Annotated in this window: 14 protein-coding genes; 6 read left to right on the top strand and 8 right to left on the bottom strand. The window is 68.8% G+C overall.

Annotation, left to right across the window (positions count from 1 at the left end; all coding sequences use genetic code 11):
- Nucleotides 1–73 precede the first annotated feature (73 nt).
- A complete protein-coding gene (locus CFB35_RS03790; RefSeq protein ID WP_059574228.1) occupies nucleotides 74–1,021 on the top strand; it encodes a LysR family transcriptional regulator in 948 nt (315 codons plus the stop codon).
- A 44-nt stretch (nucleotides 1,022–1,065) separates the two neighbouring features.
- Here the strand turns inward: CFB35_RS03790 and CFB35_RS03785 are convergent, their stop codons facing one another.
- From CFB35_RS03785 to xdhA, 4 genes are all read right to left on the bottom strand, one after another.
- The gene (locus CFB35_RS03785) at nucleotides 1,066–1,467 is read right to left on the bottom strand and encodes a polyketide cyclase (RefSeq protein ID WP_060965634.1); all 402 of its coding nucleotides are present in this window, start codon (nucleotides 1,465–1,467) and stop codon (nucleotides 1,066–1,068) included.
- Between the two features lie 101 nt (nucleotides 1,468–1,568).
- A complete protein-coding gene (gene xdhC, locus CFB35_RS03780) occupies nucleotides 1,569–2,228 on the bottom strand; it encodes a xanthine dehydrogenase accessory protein XdhC (RefSeq protein WP_089464572.1) in 660 nt (219 codons plus the stop codon).
- Nucleotides 2,229–2,312: 84 nt separating this feature from the next.
- Entirely contained in the window at nucleotides 2,313–4,676 is a 2,364-nt protein-coding gene (gene xdhB / locus CFB35_RS03775) for a xanthine dehydrogenase molybdopterin binding subunit (protein ID WP_089464571.1), read from the bottom strand.
- Between the two features lie 18 nt (nucleotides 4,677–4,694).
- Nucleotides 4,695–6,281: a xanthine dehydrogenase small subunit gene (gene xdhA, locus CFB35_RS03770; protein ID WP_089464570.1), complete on the bottom strand. Its 1,587-nt coding sequence runs from the start codon at nucleotides 6,279–6,281 to the stop codon at nucleotides 4,695–4,697.
- A gap of 332 nt (nucleotides 6,282–6,613) precedes the next feature.
- Here xdhA and CFB35_RS03765 point away from each other — a divergent pair, with 332 nt between their 5' ends.
- Entirely contained in the window at nucleotides 6,614–7,828 is a 1,215-nt protein-coding gene (locus CFB35_RS03765) for an MFS transporter (RefSeq protein ID WP_059574233.1), read from the top strand.
- A 31-nt stretch (nucleotides 7,829–7,859) separates the two neighbouring features.
- Here the strand turns inward: CFB35_RS03765 and CFB35_RS03760 are convergent, their stop codons facing one another.
- The 3 genes from CFB35_RS03760 to CFB35_RS03750 all read right to left on the bottom strand — a co-directional run bounded on the left by CFB35_RS03760 (nucleotide 7,860) and on the right by CFB35_RS03750 (nucleotide 10,128).
- The gene (locus CFB35_RS03760) at nucleotides 7,860–8,447 is read right to left on the bottom strand and encodes an RES family NAD+ phosphorylase (protein WP_226093784.1); all 588 of its coding nucleotides are present in this window, start codon (nucleotides 8,445–8,447) and stop codon (nucleotides 7,860–7,862) included.
- 15 nt (nucleotides 8,448–8,462) lie between these two features.
- The gene (locus CFB35_RS03755) at nucleotides 8,463–9,116 is read right to left on the bottom strand and encodes a hypothetical protein (RefSeq protein ID WP_226093709.1); all 654 of its coding nucleotides are present in this window, start codon (nucleotides 9,114–9,116) and stop codon (nucleotides 8,463–8,465) included.
- Between the two features lie 121 nt (nucleotides 9,117–9,237).
- Nucleotides 9,238–10,128: a DMT family transporter gene (locus CFB35_RS03750; protein WP_059642048.1), complete on the bottom strand. Its 891-nt coding sequence runs from the start codon at nucleotides 10,126–10,128 to the stop codon at nucleotides 9,238–9,240.
- A 134-nt stretch (nucleotides 10,129–10,262) separates the two neighbouring features.
- On the opposite strand from CFB35_RS03750, the gene CFB35_RS03745 reads away from it, so the two are divergent.
- The gene (locus tag CFB35_RS03745) at nucleotides 10,263–11,198 is read left to right on the top strand and encodes an AraC family transcriptional regulator (RefSeq protein WP_059574236.1); all 936 of its coding nucleotides are present in this window, start codon (nucleotides 10,263–10,265) and stop codon (nucleotides 11,196–11,198) included.
- Between the two features lie 27 nt (nucleotides 11,199–11,225).
- On the opposite strand, the gene CFB35_RS03740 is transcribed toward CFB35_RS03745, so the two are convergent.
- The gene (locus CFB35_RS03740; protein ID WP_089464568.1) at nucleotides 11,226–12,437 is read right to left on the bottom strand and encodes an alanine--glyoxylate aminotransferase family protein; all 1,212 of its coding nucleotides are present in this window, start codon (nucleotides 12,435–12,437) and stop codon (nucleotides 11,226–11,228) included.
- Nucleotides 12,438–13,197: 760 nt separating this feature from the next.
- Between CFB35_RS03740 and CFB35_RS03735 the strand changes: the two genes are divergently transcribed.
- The 3 genes from CFB35_RS03735 (at nucleotide 13,198) to bluB (ending at nucleotide 16,131) form a co-directional block, all read left to right on the top strand.
- Complete coding sequence (locus CFB35_RS03735) at nucleotides 13,198–14,181, top strand: LysR family transcriptional regulator (RefSeq protein ID WP_060011437.1); 984 nt, start codon at nucleotides 13,198–13,200, stop codon at nucleotides 14,179–14,181.
- 30 nt (nucleotides 14,182–14,211) lie between these two features.
- Entirely contained in the window at nucleotides 14,212–15,210 is a 999-nt protein-coding gene (locus tag CFB35_RS03730; RefSeq protein WP_059574239.1) for a 2-hydroxyacid dehydrogenase, read from the top strand.
- 183 nt (nucleotides 15,211–15,393) lie between these two features.
- Nucleotides 15,394–16,131 (top strand): 5,6-dimethylbenzimidazole synthase, encoded by a 738-nt coding sequence (bluB, locus tag CFB35_RS03725; RefSeq protein ID WP_059574240.1) that lies wholly within the window; start codon nucleotides 15,394–15,396, stop codon nucleotides 16,129–16,131.
- The last annotated feature ends 174 nt before the right edge of the window (nucleotides 16,132–16,305 follow it).

Genomic DNA, 16,305 nt, shown 5'->3' with positions numbered 1-16,305 from the left:
GCGCGGCTGCGGTAAGGTAACGGGCTGTTTTCATATGAAAACGGCCCCTTGGCGTCCCCCGCATCCCCCACCAATGGAAGACGACGACCGTACCGCCTCGCTCGACATCTGGCTCGTGCGCGTGTTGCGCACGCTGCTGCTCGAGCGCAGCGTCACGCAGGCCGCGCTGCGGCTGAACCAGACCCAGCCCGCGATCAGCACCGCGCTGCGCAAGCTGCGCGAGACGCTGAACGATCCGATCCTCGTGCGCGGCAAATCCGGCATGGTGCCGACCGAATACGGCGCGTCGCTGCTCGAAGCCGCGTCGCGCGCGCTGCGCGAGGTCGATTTCATCGCGACGCCGCACGGCGAGTTCGATCCGTCGTCCGCGCGGCGCACGTTCCGCGTCGCCGCGCCCGACTACCTGAACGATTTCTTCATGCCGACGCTGATCGAGCGCTTTCGCGACGCGGCGCCGCATGCCCGTCTGGAAATCGATTCGCTGAACCCCGCGCTCGACCACGCGGCCGCGCTCGAGTCGGGCGCGCTCGATCTCGTGATCGGCAACTGGCCGAAGCCCGACCCGCAGTTCGCGCGCCAGGACCTGTTCTCCGACACGATCGTGTGCCTGATGCGCGACGCGCATCCGCTCGCCCGCGAGCCGCTCACGCGCGAAGCGTATGCGTCGGCCGCGCACGTCGCGCCCACCCCGTACACCGGCGACAAGCGCAATGCGATCGAGATCGGCCTGGCACGCGCGCGCCTCGCGCGGCGCGTCGTGACGACGCTGCCGTACTTCGGGATCGTGCCGCAGGTGCTGCTGCAGTCGGACCTGATCTTCACGACGACGCGCCGCTTCGCGACGCACTATGCGCAACTGCTGCCGCTCGTCGTCGTCGCGCCGCCCGTGCCGTTCCCGCGCATCAAGAGCTACCTGCTCACGCACCCGCAGCCCGACCGGCCGACCGACATCGCGTGGCTGTGCGCGCTGATGCAGAGCGTGTCCGACGAGCTGACGGTCGCCCGCACGCGCAAGCGCTGACGCGCGGCCGAAGCGCAGCGCGACGGGTCAGGCAGCGCGGCCGCTCAGGCCGTGCAGAAGGTTTCCTGCAGATGAGCCCAGCGTACGACGCCCGCCGCGTCGCGCGCGAACACGGCGGTCGCGCGGCGCGCGGGCAACTCGCCCGCCGCCGCGTGCTGCGCTTCGCGATAGGTGAGCACCGCGTGCGACGCGTCCGCCGCGAGCACGCGGATCTCCGACAGCGCGATGCGCAGCCCCGGCTTCGCGCCGGCCAGCTTCGCGAACAGCGCGCGCATGCCGTCGTGGTCGACCATGCGGCCGTCGGTCAGGATCATCGTGAAGTCGGCGGAAAACGCGGCGAGCAGCGCATCGAGCGCCGCCGGCGCGGTATCGACGCCGGACAGCCAGCGCTCGATGGCGACGAGGCTCGCATCGAGCGCGTCGAGATAGACGGAATGATCGGACATGGGCGCGTGCACGGTAAAGTGAGCGCGGCCCGCTGCCGCGCGTTGTCGTGCAGTGTAGGCAAAAACGCACGGCCGTGCGCCGGCCGCGCGGCATGCGCGCGTTACCGCGCGCAGGACACCTCGTCGCGTGCGCGCCCGGCCGCGGCTGCCTTCGCATCGGCCACCGGCATCCCCGAACGCACCTGCAGCAACTCGGCGCAGACGGCCACCGCGATCGCGCCCGGCGCCTTGTCGACGATGCCGGCGACGCCGATCGGGCACACCATCTCGGCGAACCGCGCCGGATCGACGCCGCGCGCGGCGAGCCGGCGCTCGAACTTCACGCGCTTGGTGCGCGAGCCGATCATCCCGAAGTATGCGTAGTCGCGCCGCCGCATGATCCGCGCGGCGAGCGAGAAGTCGAGCGCGTGGTTGTGCGTCATCACGAGGAAATACGCGCCGGGCGGCGCCGCGTCGACGACGGCCTCCGGCGTGTCGGTCGGCTCCGGCTGCACGTTCGGCGGGCACTCGTCCGGGAACAGCTCGTCGCGCGTGTCGACCCACTGCACGACGCACGGCAATGCGCCGAGCAGCGTGACGAGCGCATGGCCGACGTGGCCCGCGCCGAACAGCACGACGTGCATCGGCGGCGGCGCACTGGTCGCGCGGTTGCGCTGGCCGGTGCCCGGCGCGAACGGCTGCAACGGCGAAGGCGCGCTGCCGCACGCGCCTTCGCACCCCGCGTCGGACGCGGCACGCGGCGAACGAGCGGGGCCGTTCACGCCGGCCTCCGACGGGTCGCCCGAACGAAGCCGATCGCCCCGTCGGAGCCGACGCACGAAGCGAGCGGGCAGAGGCCGTTCACGTCAGCCTGCCCGCGCGGCGTTCGCCGCCCGCACCGCCTGCACCGCGCGCAGGATCGACTCGCCGGTGGCCGGCGCGTCGAGCGGCGGGTTCACGCGATAGTCGCCGACCGCGGCAATCGCATCGCGCACCGCGAAGAACACCGAGAACGGCAGCAGCAGCGGCGGTTCGCCGACGGCCTTCGAGCGGTGGATGCTGTCCTCGACGTTGCGGTTCTGGAACAGCCGCACGTTGAACTCGGGCGGCGTGTCGTTCACGGTCGGGATCTTGTAGGTGGACGGCGCGTGCGTCATCAGCTTGCCGCCCTTGTTCCACCACAGCTCCTCGGTCGTCAGCCAGCCCATCCCCTGGATGAACGCGCCTTCGACCTGGCCGATGTCGAGCGCCGGGTTCAACGACGCGCCCACGTCGTGCAGCGCATCGACGCGCAGCGTGCGCATCTCGCCCGTCAGCGTGTCGATCACGACTTCCGACACCGCCGCGCCGTACGCGTAGTAGTAGAACGGCCGGCCCTGCAGCTTCGATTGATCCCAGTGCAGCTTCGGCGTCGCGTAGAAGCCGTCGGACCACAGCTGCACGCGCGCGAGGTATGCCTTCGCGACCACTTCGCCGAACGGCACGCCATGGCCGCCGACCCACACGACGTCGTTGCCGAACGTCACGTCGGCCGCCTCGACCTTGCCGTCGCCGAACTGCTTCGCCGCGAACACCGCGAGCCGCTCGCGCAACTGGCGCGCCGCGTCCTGCGCGGCCTTGCCGTTCAGGTCCGAGCCCGTCGACGCGGCCGTCGCGGACGTGTTCGCGACCTTGCTCGTGTCGGTCGCCGTCACGCGGACCCGGCCGAAGCGGATGCCGAGCTCGTGCGCGACCACCTGCGCGACCTTCGTGTTGAGCCCCTGCCCCATCTCCGTGCCGCCGTGGTTCACGAGCACCGAGCCGTCGGTGTAGATGTGCACCAGCGCGCCGGCCTGGTTGAAGTGCGTGACGTTGAACGCGATGCCGAACTTCACCGGCGTGAGCGCGATGCCCTTCTTCAGCACCGTGTTGCGTGCGTTGAATGCACGCACGCCCGCGCGCCGCGCGCGGTAGTCGCTCGTCGCCTCGAGTTCGCCGAGCAGCTCCTGGAGCACGTTGTCCTCGATCGTCTGCCCGTACGGCGTCACGTTGCGTTCGGTCTTGCCGTACAGGTTCGCGTAGCGGACGTCGAGCGGATCGCGGCCGAGCGAACGCGCGATGTCGTCGAGGATGTATTCGATCGCGAACGCGCCCTGCGGGCCGCCGAAGCCGCGGAACGCGGTGTTCGACTGCGTGTTGGTCCTGCCGCAGTAGCCGGCGATGTCGACGTCGCCGAGCCAGTACGCGTTGTCGAAATGGCACACGGCGCGCGTCATCACCGGGCCGGACAGGTCGGCCGAGAAGCCGCAGCGCGACGTCATGTCGAGCGCGACGCCGTCGATGCGGCCGTCGTCGTCGTAGCCGACGTCGAAGCGGTAATGGAAGTCGTGCCGCTTGCCGGTGATCATCATGTCGTCGTCGCGGTCCGGACGCAGCTTCACCGGGCACAGCAGCTTCCATGCGGCGAGCGCCGCGCAGCATGCGAACAGGCCCGACTGCGATTCCTTGCCGCCGAACCCGCCGCCCATCCGGCGGCATTCGACCAGCACGTTGTGCGACGCCACGCCGAGCACGTGCGCGACGAGGTGCTGCATCTCGCTCGGGTGCTGCGTCGAGCAGTACACGTGCATGCCGTCGTCGTCCTTCGGCACCGCGTATGCGATCTGTCCTTCGAGGTAGAACTGCTCCTGCCCGCCGAGCAGCATCTCGCCCGACTCGCGGTGCGGCGCGGCGGCGACCCGCGCGGCCGCGTCGCCGCGCGCGAGCTTCAGCGGCGGGATCACGTAGGATTCGGCCGCGCGCGCTTCCTGCGCGGTCAGGATCGCGGGCAGCTCCTCGTACTCGACCTGCGCGCGGCGCGCGGCAAGCCGCGCGGTTTCATGCGACGTCGCGACGACGATGAACATCGGCTGGCCGACGAACTGCACGACGCCCTTCGCGAGCACCGGATCGTCGTGGACGATCGGGCCGCAATCGTTGACGCCCGGGATGTCGTCGGCCGTGAATACCGCGACCACGCCCGGCGTCGCGCGCACCGCGTCGAAGTTCATCGACACGATCTTCGCGTGCGGCTTCGCCGACAACCCGAGCGCCGCGTGCAGCGTGCCCGCGACGACCGGAATGTCGTCGGTGTAGGTGGCGCGCCCGCTCACGTGCAGGTGGGCCGATTCGTGGGCGCGCGAGACGTGCACCTGCGCGGCGTCGGCCTGCGGGTCGAGGGTGCTCAGGAACGGTTCTGCTTGCTGGTTCATGTTCGGTGTTCTCCGTCGTCAGACGCGCGCCGCGTCGTCGGCCACTTCGGCGCCTGCTTCGGCGGCCACTTCGCGCACGTTCAGCGCCTGCGGCGGCAGCGGGTCGTGCGCACGCGTCTCCAGCCAGAAGCGATAGATCAGGTTCTTCGCGGTATCGAGGCGATACGCGCTCGTCGCGCGCATGTCGGACAGCGGCTGGTAGTCGCGCTCGAGCGCCTGCATCGCCGCCTGCGCGGTGGCTTCGTGCCACTGCGCGCCGTCGAGCACGGCTTCCGTGTGGGTCGCGCGCTTCGGCGTCGCGGCCATCCCGCCGAACGCGATGCGCGGCTCGCGGATCGTGTCGCCGTCCGCGATGAACGCGAACGCCGCGCACACGGCCGAGATGTCCGAGTCGAAGCGCTTCGACAGCTTGTACGTGCGGAACCGCAGCTTGTCGCGCGCGCCGGTGCGGGTCGGCACCTTCAGGCCGACGACGAATTCGTGCGGCGCCATGTCCTTTTGCTGGTAGCCCGTGTAGAGCGCCTCGAGCGGCAGCTCTCGCACCGTGTCGCCGCCGCGCAGCACGACGCGCGCGCCGAGCGCGATCAGGCCCGGCATCGAATCGCCGATCGGCGAGCCGTTCGCGACGTTGCCGCCCATCGTGCCCGCGTTGCGGATCGGCAGCGACGCGAAGCGCTTCCACATCTCGGTCAGCTCCGGATACGTGCCGGCCAGCGCCGCATAGGCCTTCTCGACCGTCACGCCCGCGCCGATCCCGATCCAGTCGTCGCCGTGAACGATCTGCTGCAGCTCGGCGATCTGGCCGACGTAGATCAGGTCGTCGAGGCGGCGCATCTGCTTGGTCACCCACAGGCCGATGTCGGTGCTGCCGGCGAGAATGCGCGCATCGGGACGCTCGGCCTTCAGCGCGGCCAGCGCGTCGAGCGTGCGCGGCGCCGCGAAGCGCGCGCCGTCGATCGTCGTGTAGTCGAACGTGTCGTCGCGCCTGAGCGACGCGAGCGTGCGGGCCAGCGCGGCCGTGTCGACGGGCGCGGCGGGCGCCGGTGCGCCTTCGCCGGCCGCACCTTCGCCGGTCGCGTCGAACATCCGCACCGCCGCATCGACGATCGGGCGATACCCGGTACAGCGGCACAGGTTGCCGGTCAGCGCATCGGCGATCTCGGTGCGCGTCGGCACGTCCTTCGCCTTCGCGCATGCACTGCCGCAGCCTTCGTGGCCATGCTTCTCGTACAGCGCCCACATCGACATCACGAAGCCCGGCGTGCAGAACCCGCATTGCGAACCGTGGCAATCGACCATCGCCTGCTGCACCGGATGCAGCGTGCCGTCCGGCCGGCGCAGGTCCTCGACCGTGAGCAGCGCCTTGCCGTCGAGCGTCGGCAGGAACTGGATGCATGCGTTGACGGCCTTGAACTCGACCGCGCCGGCGTCGGTCAGCTCGCCGACGACGACCGTGCACGCGCCGCAGTCGCCTTCCGCGCAGCCTTCCTTGGTACCGGTGCAATGCGCATCCTCGCGCAGATATTGCAGCACGGTGCGGGTCACGTCCGCGCCGCTGACTTCGCGGATCGCGTGACGATGGTAGAAGCGAATCGGCTCACTCATGTCTCGGCGTTTCTTCAAATTGGGGGCAAGGCGGCCTGCGCGGAGCGCTCGACCGACGTTTTTCCGACAGTTTGCACGCTATCACCGTCAAATTCCGCAACCCATAGCCCATCACGCATGCGGCTCATATAACTGCCGCGATATGCGCGCACGGCCGGCCGATGCCCTTGCCGCGCGGGGCGCTTCGCCCGCTCCCGGCCGCCGACCATCGCCCTGTTCCCGAATAGGGGCGCAGTTAACTAAACGGTACCTGCGGGAAAACCGGTTCCATGGGAAAATCCCGATTCCCTTTCCCGCCGTTTTCCGTTCGTTTCGCCATTCGTTCCGACCCCATGTCATCCGATTCCGCCACACCGCCGCGCAGCGGGTTCGCGCTCACGCTGCAAATCGTGTCCGTCGTCTGCTTCACGTTCATCTGCTACCTGACCATCGGCCTGCCGCTCGCGGTGCTGCCGGGCTTCGTCCACGACGAGCTCGGCTTTTCCGCGATCGTCGCGGGCGGCGCGATCAGCGTCCAGTACTTCGCGACGCTCGCGTCGCGGCCGCTCGCCGGGCGCCTCGCCGATACGCTCGGGCCGAAGCAGACGGTGCTGCGCGGGCTGGTCGGCTGCGGCGTGTCGGGCGTGCTGCTGCTCGTCGCGCTGCTGCTCGCGCACTGGCCGGTCGCGAGCCTGGTGCTGCTGGTCGCGAGCCGGCTCGTGCTCGGCGTCGGCGAAAGCCTGTGCGGCACCGGCGCGATCCTGTGGGGCATCGGCCGGGTCGGCGTCGCGCACAACGCGAAGGTGATCTCGTGGAACGGCATCGCGACCTACGGCGCGCTCGCGCTCGGCGCGCCGGTGGGCGTCGCGATCGCGCATACGCTGAATCCGGCGCTGATCGGCGTGATCGTGATCGCGCTCGCCGCGCTCGGCTTCTACCTCGCCCGCCTGATCGCGCCGGTGCCGCTCGTGCACGGCGAACGGATGTCGTATGCGAGCGTGTTCACGCGCGTGCTGCCGCACGGCCTCGGCCTCGCGCTCGGCTCGGCCGGCTTCGGCTCGATCGCGACCTTCGTCACGCTGTACTACGCGGCGCGCCACTGGCCGAACGCCGCGCTGTCGCTGACCGTATTCGGCACGCTGTTCATCGGCGCGCGCCTGCTGTTCGCGAACACGATCAAGACGTACGGCGGCTTCCGCGTCGCGATCGTGTCGTTTGCGTTCGAATGCGCGGGCCTCGTGCTGCTGTGGCTCGCGCCGGTGCCGCACGTCGCGCTGGTCGGCGCGGCGCTGACGGGCTTCGGCTTCGCGCTGATCTTCCCGGCGCTCGGCGTCGAGGCCGTCGCGCTCGTGCCGGCCGCGAGCCGCGGCGCGGCGCTGTCCGCGTATTCGGTGTTCCTCGACCTGTCGCTCGGCATCACCGGCCCGCTCGCCGGCTATGTCGCGGGCGCGTTCGGCTATCCGCAGGTGTTCCTGTTCGCGGCGGTGGCCGCCGCGGCAGGCGTCGCGCTGTCGATGATGCTGTACCAGCGGCAGGCGCGGGTGGCGGGGAGCGGTGCGGCGGCGTGAGCGTGTCGTGCGCGATGCGGTTCAACGCGGCTCAACGCAGCAACACGTTGAAGTCCCGCAATACGTGAACCGCGTGGGGATGGCGCCGAAACGGAACGGCGTTCTTGAGCGAGAGTTTGGGTCCGGCACGATCGAAGAGCACGAGTGCCTCCGACGTATTGAGATGCCGGGACATGTATAGAAAGCCGTCGACCCGGCGGTGATGTCGGTGGACGGCAAGCGACCATTGCTGCGGAATGTCGTACGGCGCGATGGTCGACAACGCACCATCGCTGCCCAGATTGTTTAACGGCAACCCATGCAGGACGGCCACGGTCAGCGGCGCGCCATCGAACGACAGGACATGGCGGTCAAGTTCGGTCGTCACGAGCGGAAAGCCGCCCAGCACGAGATCGGCGACTTCGTCGTGCAGCACCGTTTCGGCGAACGCGCAATGCAGATCGAAACCGAAGTAGCTGGTGCCGTACCGCCGCCGTTTGCGCGGATCGTCGAAGCGGCTGCCGCCCGACTTGCCGAAATACGGCTCGCCCGTCGCGAATCGCGAGGTGCGCACGAGCGCCGTCGGCGCCACCTCTCGCGTCACCAGTGTCGCGCTCGCGAAATGTTCCCCCGGCGCCATCAGCAAACGGGCCGCCTAGCGCTCGGCGAACGCCGTGGCGGCGCGCTCGACTTCGTCCACCTTCCCGCGCGACAGCGCGACGAGCGGCGTAACGTTGCCCAGCGACGCCTTCGGCGTCGTGAAGAACTGCCATTTGCTCCATCCCGGCAAATCGCCCAGACATTGGGTCACCCTGCCCAACGTCTTCCGATCGATATCTCCCGTCAGGTAGAAGGCCGGATAGTACTGTGCGGCGCCGACATCGACCGTGAAGATCCGGCCGGACGCCACGGCCTTGCTGAGCGCCTGCCGCGTCATGCCGAGGCCGGCCCATGTCTGCGCGGCGGGCAGCAGCTTGCCGTCGGCGACCAGCATGCGCCGTTCCGCCTGCACCTGCCGCTCCAGATCGGCGGCGACGCCCGCCGCCCGCTTCTTCCCGCCGGTCGGCTTCCTGTCGCGCGTCGCGGCAGCGGCGATGCCGAACGTGATCGTGCCGGCCAGATCGATGACCTGCGCGATGCCGGCCTTGAACAGATGCCCCAATTGCTCGTCGGACAGGCTGAGCAGCGCCCGCGCGCGATCGGGGCCGAGCATGGTCGCGGCGCCGACAGCGCTGCGCAGCGCTTCCTCCGCCTCGACATCAAGAACGACGGCCGTCCCTTCCAGCGTATGCGCTCGCGCAATCATCATCACCTCCCGTCACGTCCGGAATGATCGAGCGTAGCCCTGAATCGAAACCAAGTCAACCGTGTCAACCAAATGGGCCGTTCGCCGGTTGCGTCGATCATGTGTTCGCGCAACCGCGAACTTCTCATGCCGTCCGCAGAAACAACCTCCGCGCGAGGTCGAATGCGACGAGATTGCCGGCCACCACGAGCAGCAGCCCGACCACCGCCAGCGGCGACCACTGGTAACCCTCGAACACCGTCGACACGGCCAGCGCGACGATCGGGAACAGCACCGTGCAGTACGCGGCGCGCTCCGGCCCGATCCGGCCGACGAGCGTGAGGTATGCGGTGAAGCCGATCACCGAGCCCGGCACGGCCAGGTACACGAGCGCGCCGAGATAGCGCGGGCTCATGTCGAGCGTGAACGGCATTCCGGCCGCGGCGCTGCCGACGGTCAGGATCGCCGCGCCGATCAGCATCGCCCAGCCGTTGGTCGCGAGCGGGTGCAGCCCCATCGACTGCATCCGGCTCGACAGCAGGTTGCCCGCCGAGAAGCACATCGTGCCGGCGAACGCGATCGCGAGCCCCGCCCAGGTCGCGTGGTCGTCGAGATGGCCGGCCATCTGCTGCCAGAACAGGCACGCGATGCCGGTCAGCCCGAGCAGCGCGCCGGCGATCGCCGACGGCCGCAGCGGGCGGCCCATGAACAGCCGGCCGTTGATCGAGTTCAGCAGCGGCGCGGTCGAGAAGATCACCGCGACGAGCCCGCTCGGCACGACCTGCTCCGCGTAGTAGAAGCACAGGAAATTCAGGCAGAACAGCGCGAAGCCCTGCGCGACGAGAAAGCGCCACGCTTCGCGCGGCGGCCGCACCGGGCGGCGCATCACGCGCAGCAGCGCGAACAGCACGGCGGCCGCGAGCCAGAAGCGCCACGCAATAGACACGGGCGGCGGCACCGAGCCGAGCTGCCATTTGATCGCGATCCAGGTGGTGCCCCAGATCAGCACGGTGACGAAATAAAGCGACAGGTTCATGGCGGCAATCCGGACAATCGGGTGAATCGGGATCCCGACTATGCCGCCGCACGACGCGTGCCGATTGTCCGGAATTGCGGTCTTTTTCGGCGGGCCGCACGCGGCGCCGCGCGCCCGCTTATACTCGGCGCATCATGAGTCTCTCCCTCTGCGCCCCGCCCATCGACCGCGCCGCCGCCCTGGCCGGCGGCGATCTGCCGTTCGGCCTGCAGTCGGTGTGCCGCACGCTCGCCGACGCGAACGCGACGCTCGAGCGCTTCGCGTGGCTCGGCGACCATCTCGCGATCGCCGAATGGACGCGAATCACCGACGAAAGCGAGACGGTCTACGAGCAGCCCGGCCACCACACGCTGTCGTGCTACCTCGACGGCGGCTACCGGACCGAGCGCCAGCGCGTGCCGCGCTACGGCGCGCCGAGCCTGCTGTGTGCGTTGCCGGGCGATCACGAATCACGCTGGTGGGTGCGCGGCGAAATGCATTTCGTCCACTTGTATTTCCTGCCCGAGCACTTCACGCAGCGCGCGATCCGCGAGCTCGATCGCGAGCCACGCGAGCTGAAGCTCGCCGATCGCACCTATTTCGAGGATGCGCGCGTCGCCGCGCTGCTGCGCTCGCTCGCGCTGGACGGCTGGGACGATGCCGACGAGCGGCTGCGCGTGAACGAGACCGCGCACGAAGTACTGAGCCTGCTGCTGCGCGGGCAGAGCACGATGCGCACCGACACGTCGTTCCGCGGCGGGCTCGCGCCGGCCGTGCGCCGCCGCGTGCGCGACTACATCGACACGTACCTGACGCAGCCGCTAACGCTCGGCGAACTCGCGGAGGTCGCCGCGCTGTCCGAATATCACTTCTCGCGGATGTTCCGGCTGTCGTTCGGCCGCGCGCCGCACGCGTGGGTGGCCGAGCAACGGCTCGCCCGGGCCCGCGAGCTGCTGCGCACGACCGCGCTGCCGCTCGCGCAGATCGCGGCCGACTGCGGCTACGCGAACGCCGGCCACTTCAGCCATCGCTTTCGCGACGCGCACGGCACGACGCCGAATACGTACCGGCGCGCGATGCAGCGCCGCTGAGCGCGGCCCCGTGCCGCGCCTCCCGGCTTACGCGCCGCGCCGCGACAGTTCCTGTTCGAGCGCCGCGACGCCGGCCGGCAGGTCGACCGGCACCTTCAGGTCGACCATCGTGCGGCCGAACGCATGCAGCGTGCGGAACAGGTTGTGTTCGCGGCACTGCTCGCCCATCTGGCCGATCCGCACGATCGGCAACCCGAACGAACCGGAGATCTCGACCTGGTACTGCTTCGAGATATGGCCGCACACCATCCCGGGCGTGAGCCGTTCCGGCGTCTCGATCCCGACCACCGAATTGAGCCGGCAGTCCTTCGGCGCATACAGCTTGAGCCCCATCGATTCGACGCCCGCCTGCAGCGCCAGCGAGCAGCGCAGGTGGCGCGCGAAGCGGCTCTCGAGCGTCTCCGCGCACACGAGCCGTAGTGCCTCGTGCAGCGCGAGCACGCCCGACACGGGCGCCGTGTAGTGATAGCCGGCGTTGTGCCAGAAGTTCTCCGCGAGCGCCATGTCGAGGCACCAGTGCGCATTCGGCTCGGGACGGTGCTTCATGCGTTCCCACGCGGCATCGGAGAACGCGATCAGCGACACGCCCGGGATCGACGACAGCCCCTTCTGGCCGCCGGTGATCACCGCGTCGATGCCCCACGCGTCCATCTCGAGCGGCATCGTCGACAGCGTGCACACCGCATCGACGACGACCAGCGCGCCGGCCGCCTTCGCGAGCGCGGCGATGTCGCGCAGGTCGCGATTCCACACGGTGTTCGACGTCTCGCCCTGCACGATCGTGACGATCTCGGGCCGCTCGCGCGCGATCGCGTCGGCGATCTCGTCGAGGCTCGCGACCGCGCGGTCGGCCACTTCGAGCGTCGCGACGTCGGCGCCGACGCGCGTGGCCATCTCGGCCATCCGCGCGCTGAAGAACCCGTTGCGGATCGACAGCACGCGCGTGCCACGCCACGCGAGGTTCGAGATCGCCATTTCCATCGCGGCCGAGCCGGGGCCCGCGACGCCGAGCACCCATTTCGTGCGGGTCTGGAACACGTAGCGCGCCATCTCCTTCACCTGCTCGATGATCTTCGCCATCGTCGCGCCGAGGTGATTGATCACGATCGTGTTCGCCTTGGCGACGGCGGCCGGGATCGGGACCGGGCCGGCCCCCATCATCAGCAGCGGTTCTTCGGGCAGGATCGCGTCGAGCGGCACGACGACGGGACAGGGAATCGGCGAATGATCGATGGACATGGCTGGAAAAAGTGAGGAAAGGAAGTGCGCGAACGCCCGCGGGACGGCGCCCGTTGCACGCGCAGCGAACTGAACGATCATTCCGTGTTCCGCCGCCTTGCGCAAGAGGCACCCCCGTTCGGACAGCACGACGGTGGCCCGGTCGCCGGACCGGGCCAGCCGGCCGCGCACCGCTCGCGCGACGGCCGTCCGGATTGAAAAGGGGCGTGCGAACCGGTCGAGAAACGGTTCCATTCGCGTTCCGCGGGCGCGATTTTCTCCGCCAATATCGAGACTATTCGTCGAAACTGACAGTTCAGCCCCCCATTGGCGGACCGTACGAATACACCGGTTACCTGATACAAATCGCGGAGCGAATTCGATACACAAAATCCGAACGTGGAAAAAACATCCATTACGGTTGCATGTATTGGGGAACGACTCCGAAAGGCGCTGCCACGGCGTGCTCACATTTCACACAACCCGTTGATTGAATGGGAAATATTCTCCAAACCGACGAATCCACCAATACCGCACTGGTTTTACCCCGTACGCTCTTGCTGCACCGCAGCATTAAACCATTACTCGCGATTTCGATTTTACGCAACCCGCCCGTTTTCGCAGGTTGACGGATATCGGTTCTTTATTGAACAATCGTCTGCGGAATCGAAATTCCATTTTCGATACGAGGGAGCGCTAGGGGCCGCGCGATGCGCTTTCGGCGTTGCGCGGCGATAAATCACAACCAAAATCAATCAACCGGGCCAGAAATACGCAAGCCATGAACCAGATTCAGACCATGCGTGTATTCGTCTGCGTCGCCGAGCAGCAAAGCTTCCGGCGCGCGGCGCACCATCTCGGCGTGTCCAATGCGCTCGTCACGCGTTCCATCGCGATGCTCGAGGGCCATCTGAACACCCGGCTGATCCATCGCACCACGCGCAACCTGTCGCTCACCGAGGCCGGCGTGCGCTACCTCGACGGTTGCCGCGCGCTGCTCGAGGAATTCGACCACCTCGAATCGTCCGTCGCGCATGCCGTGCGCGAACCGGCCGGCACGCTGCGCGTCGTCGCGTCGGGGCTGCTGTCGCCGCTCGCGCTGACGCCGCTCGTCAGCAGCTTCCGGCACCGCTATCCCGAGCTGCGGGTGCAGCTGACCGTCGCCGAAGGGCCGCTCGACGTGCTCGATTCAGGCTATGACGTCGGCATCGTCACGGGCACCCGGCTCGACGGCAACCCGTCGCTGATCGGCCACACCCTTGCGCCGAACCCGTTCGTCGCGTGCGCGGCGCCCGCCTATCTCGACCGCCGCGGCGAGCCGCGCGTGCCCGACGACCTGCCGGGCCACGACTGGGTCACGCTCGCGCCGCACCAGCACGCGCCGACGTGGCAACTGGTCGGCCACGACGGCGTCGTCCATTCGGTCACGGTACGCCCGGCCTGCACGGTCAACCAGCTCGCGCTCGTCCAGGCGGCGGCGGTGGCCGGCGCCGGCATCGCGGTGCTGCCCGAGCCGTGCGTCGCCGACGCGCTCAACCACGGCACGCTCGTGCGGCTGATGGCCGGCTACCGGATCGACGATCCCGACGCGCAATTGTCGCTCGTCTATCCGAACCGCCAGTACGTGCCGGCCCGCACGCGCAGCTTCGTCGAGCACGCGCTCGAGCACTTCGGCGCGCCGTCCGGCCGCGAGCGGACCGACTACGGCTTCCTGCGGCCGGTGCGCGGCCCCGACCGCTCCGACATCGTCACGGGCCTGCAGTAAACTGCGCGCGTCAGCCCTCGGAGGTGCAGCGTGCGCGTGATCCTGTTCAGCAGCCGGCAGTACGACGACGATTCGTTTACCGCCGCCAACCGGCAGTTCGGCTATCGGCTGCACTTCCAGCCGTCGCACCTCGACGCGGAAACCGCGATCCTCGCGCACGGCTATGACGTCGTCTGCCCGTTCGTCAACGACACCGTCGACGCGGCCGTGCTCGAACGGCTCGCCGACGGCGGCACGCGGCTGATCGCGCTGCGCTCGGCGGGCTTCAACCATGTCGACCTGGCCGCCGCCGAACGGCTCGGCGTCACGGTCGTGCGCGTGCCCGCGTATTCGCCGCACGCGGTCGCCGAGCACGCGGTCGCGCTGATCCTCGCGCTCAACCGCCGCCTGCCGCGCGCCGTCGCCCGCACCCGCGAAGGCGACTTCTCGCTGAACGGGCTGCTCGGCTTCGACCTGCACGGCAAGACCGTCGGCGTGATCGGCACCGGCATCATCGGCAGCGTGTTCGCGAAGATCATGATGGGCTTCGGGATGCATGTGCTCGCGCACTCGGTGCCGCCGTACAACGACGAACTGATCGCGTTCGGCGCGCGCTACGTCGAGCTCGACGAGTTGCTGCATCGCGCCGACGTCGTCAGCCTGCATTGCCCGCTGCTGCCGTCGACCCACCACCTGATCAACGAACGGACGCTCGCGCGGATGAAGCATGGCGCGATGCTGATCAACACCGGGCGCGGCGGGCTCGTCGATGCGCAGGCGCTGGTCGACGCGCTCAAGAGCGGCCAGCTCGGTCATCTCGGGCTCGACGTGTACGAGGAGGAAAGCGGGCTCTTCTTCGAGGATCACTCCGACCTGCCGCTGCAGGACGACGTGCTCGCGCGCCTGCTGACGTTCCCGAACGTGATCGTCACGTCGCACCAGGCGTTCTTCACGCGCGAGGCGCTGGCCGAGATCGCGCACACGACGCTGCTGAACATCGAGGCGTGGCATGCGGGCGCGCCGCGGAACGTCGTGACGGCAAACCGCTGAGAAACCACGAAAAACGGCACGTTTGACGGCCGGCAGCGCATTCGCAATCGTTTGCTTGTGCAGGTTGCCGCACACTGCACTCGCCATCACCCACAATTACGCGCATTGTTTCAGGTGACGTAACGATTCCCGCGCGCGCCGTCTGCTATCGTTGCGTCGACGTCATCCCTGCCTTTGCCGCTCATGCGTTTCGACGATTCCGACATCGCCGCCGTCTACCGTGCCATCTTCGAACGGCGCGACATGCGCCATTTCACGCCGGCGCCCGTCGATCCGGCCGTGCTCGCGCGCCTGCTGCGCGCGGCGCACCACGCACCGAGCGTCGGCTTCATGCAGCCGTGGCGCTTCATCCGCATCACCGATCCCGCATTGCGCACGTCGGTCCACGCACTGGTCGAGGCCGAGCGCCGCGCGACCGCCGACGCGCTCGGCGAACGCCAGGACGAATTCATGCGGCTGAAGGTCGAAGGCGTGCGCGAATGCGGCGAGTTGCTGGTCGTCGCGCTCGCCGACGGCCGCGAGCGCCACGTGTTCGGCCGCCGCACGCTGCCGGAGATGGACCTGGCGTCCGCCGCGTGCGCGATCCAGAACATGTGGCTCGCGGCGCGCGCGGAAGGGCTCGGGATGGGCTGGGTGTCGTTGTTCGACGTCGATGCGCTGCGCACGCTGCTGCGGATGCCCGACGGCGCGAAGCCGATCGCCGTGCTGTGCGTCGGGCACGTCGATGCGTTTTATGCGAAGCCGATGCTGGAACAAGAACGCTGGGCCGCGCGGATGCCGATCGAAGCCTGCCTGTTCGAGAACGGCTGGGACGATCCGGCGGCGACCGACGGGGCCGGATCGGCTGCGTCGTCAATAGAGACTGAAATGAAAGAAACGTCGGCCACGATGCCCGGTGGATTGTCCGAACCCATCGCCTGATCCACGGTCCGGCAACCGCCGTCGCTCGCGACCGAATCGCCGCAAATCCCACAATATGAACTTCCCGCTTGCCGCCCCGTCGCACGCCGGCAACATCCGTTTTGACCCCAAACATAAGGGTTTTCACTGAAGTAGAATCGCGGCTGACGTTCGCCTCACCGACCGCCCGCCCCG

This window comes from Burkholderia sp. AU16482, from assembly GCF_002223285.1.
In the GTDB taxonomy this organism is placed as follows: domain Bacteria; phylum Pseudomonadota; class Gammaproteobacteria; order Burkholderiales; family Burkholderiaceae; genus Burkholderia; species Burkholderia semiarida.
The sequence above is the reverse complement of the archived record's forward strand: the minus strand, read 5'-3'. Positions and strand labels throughout refer to the sequence as shown.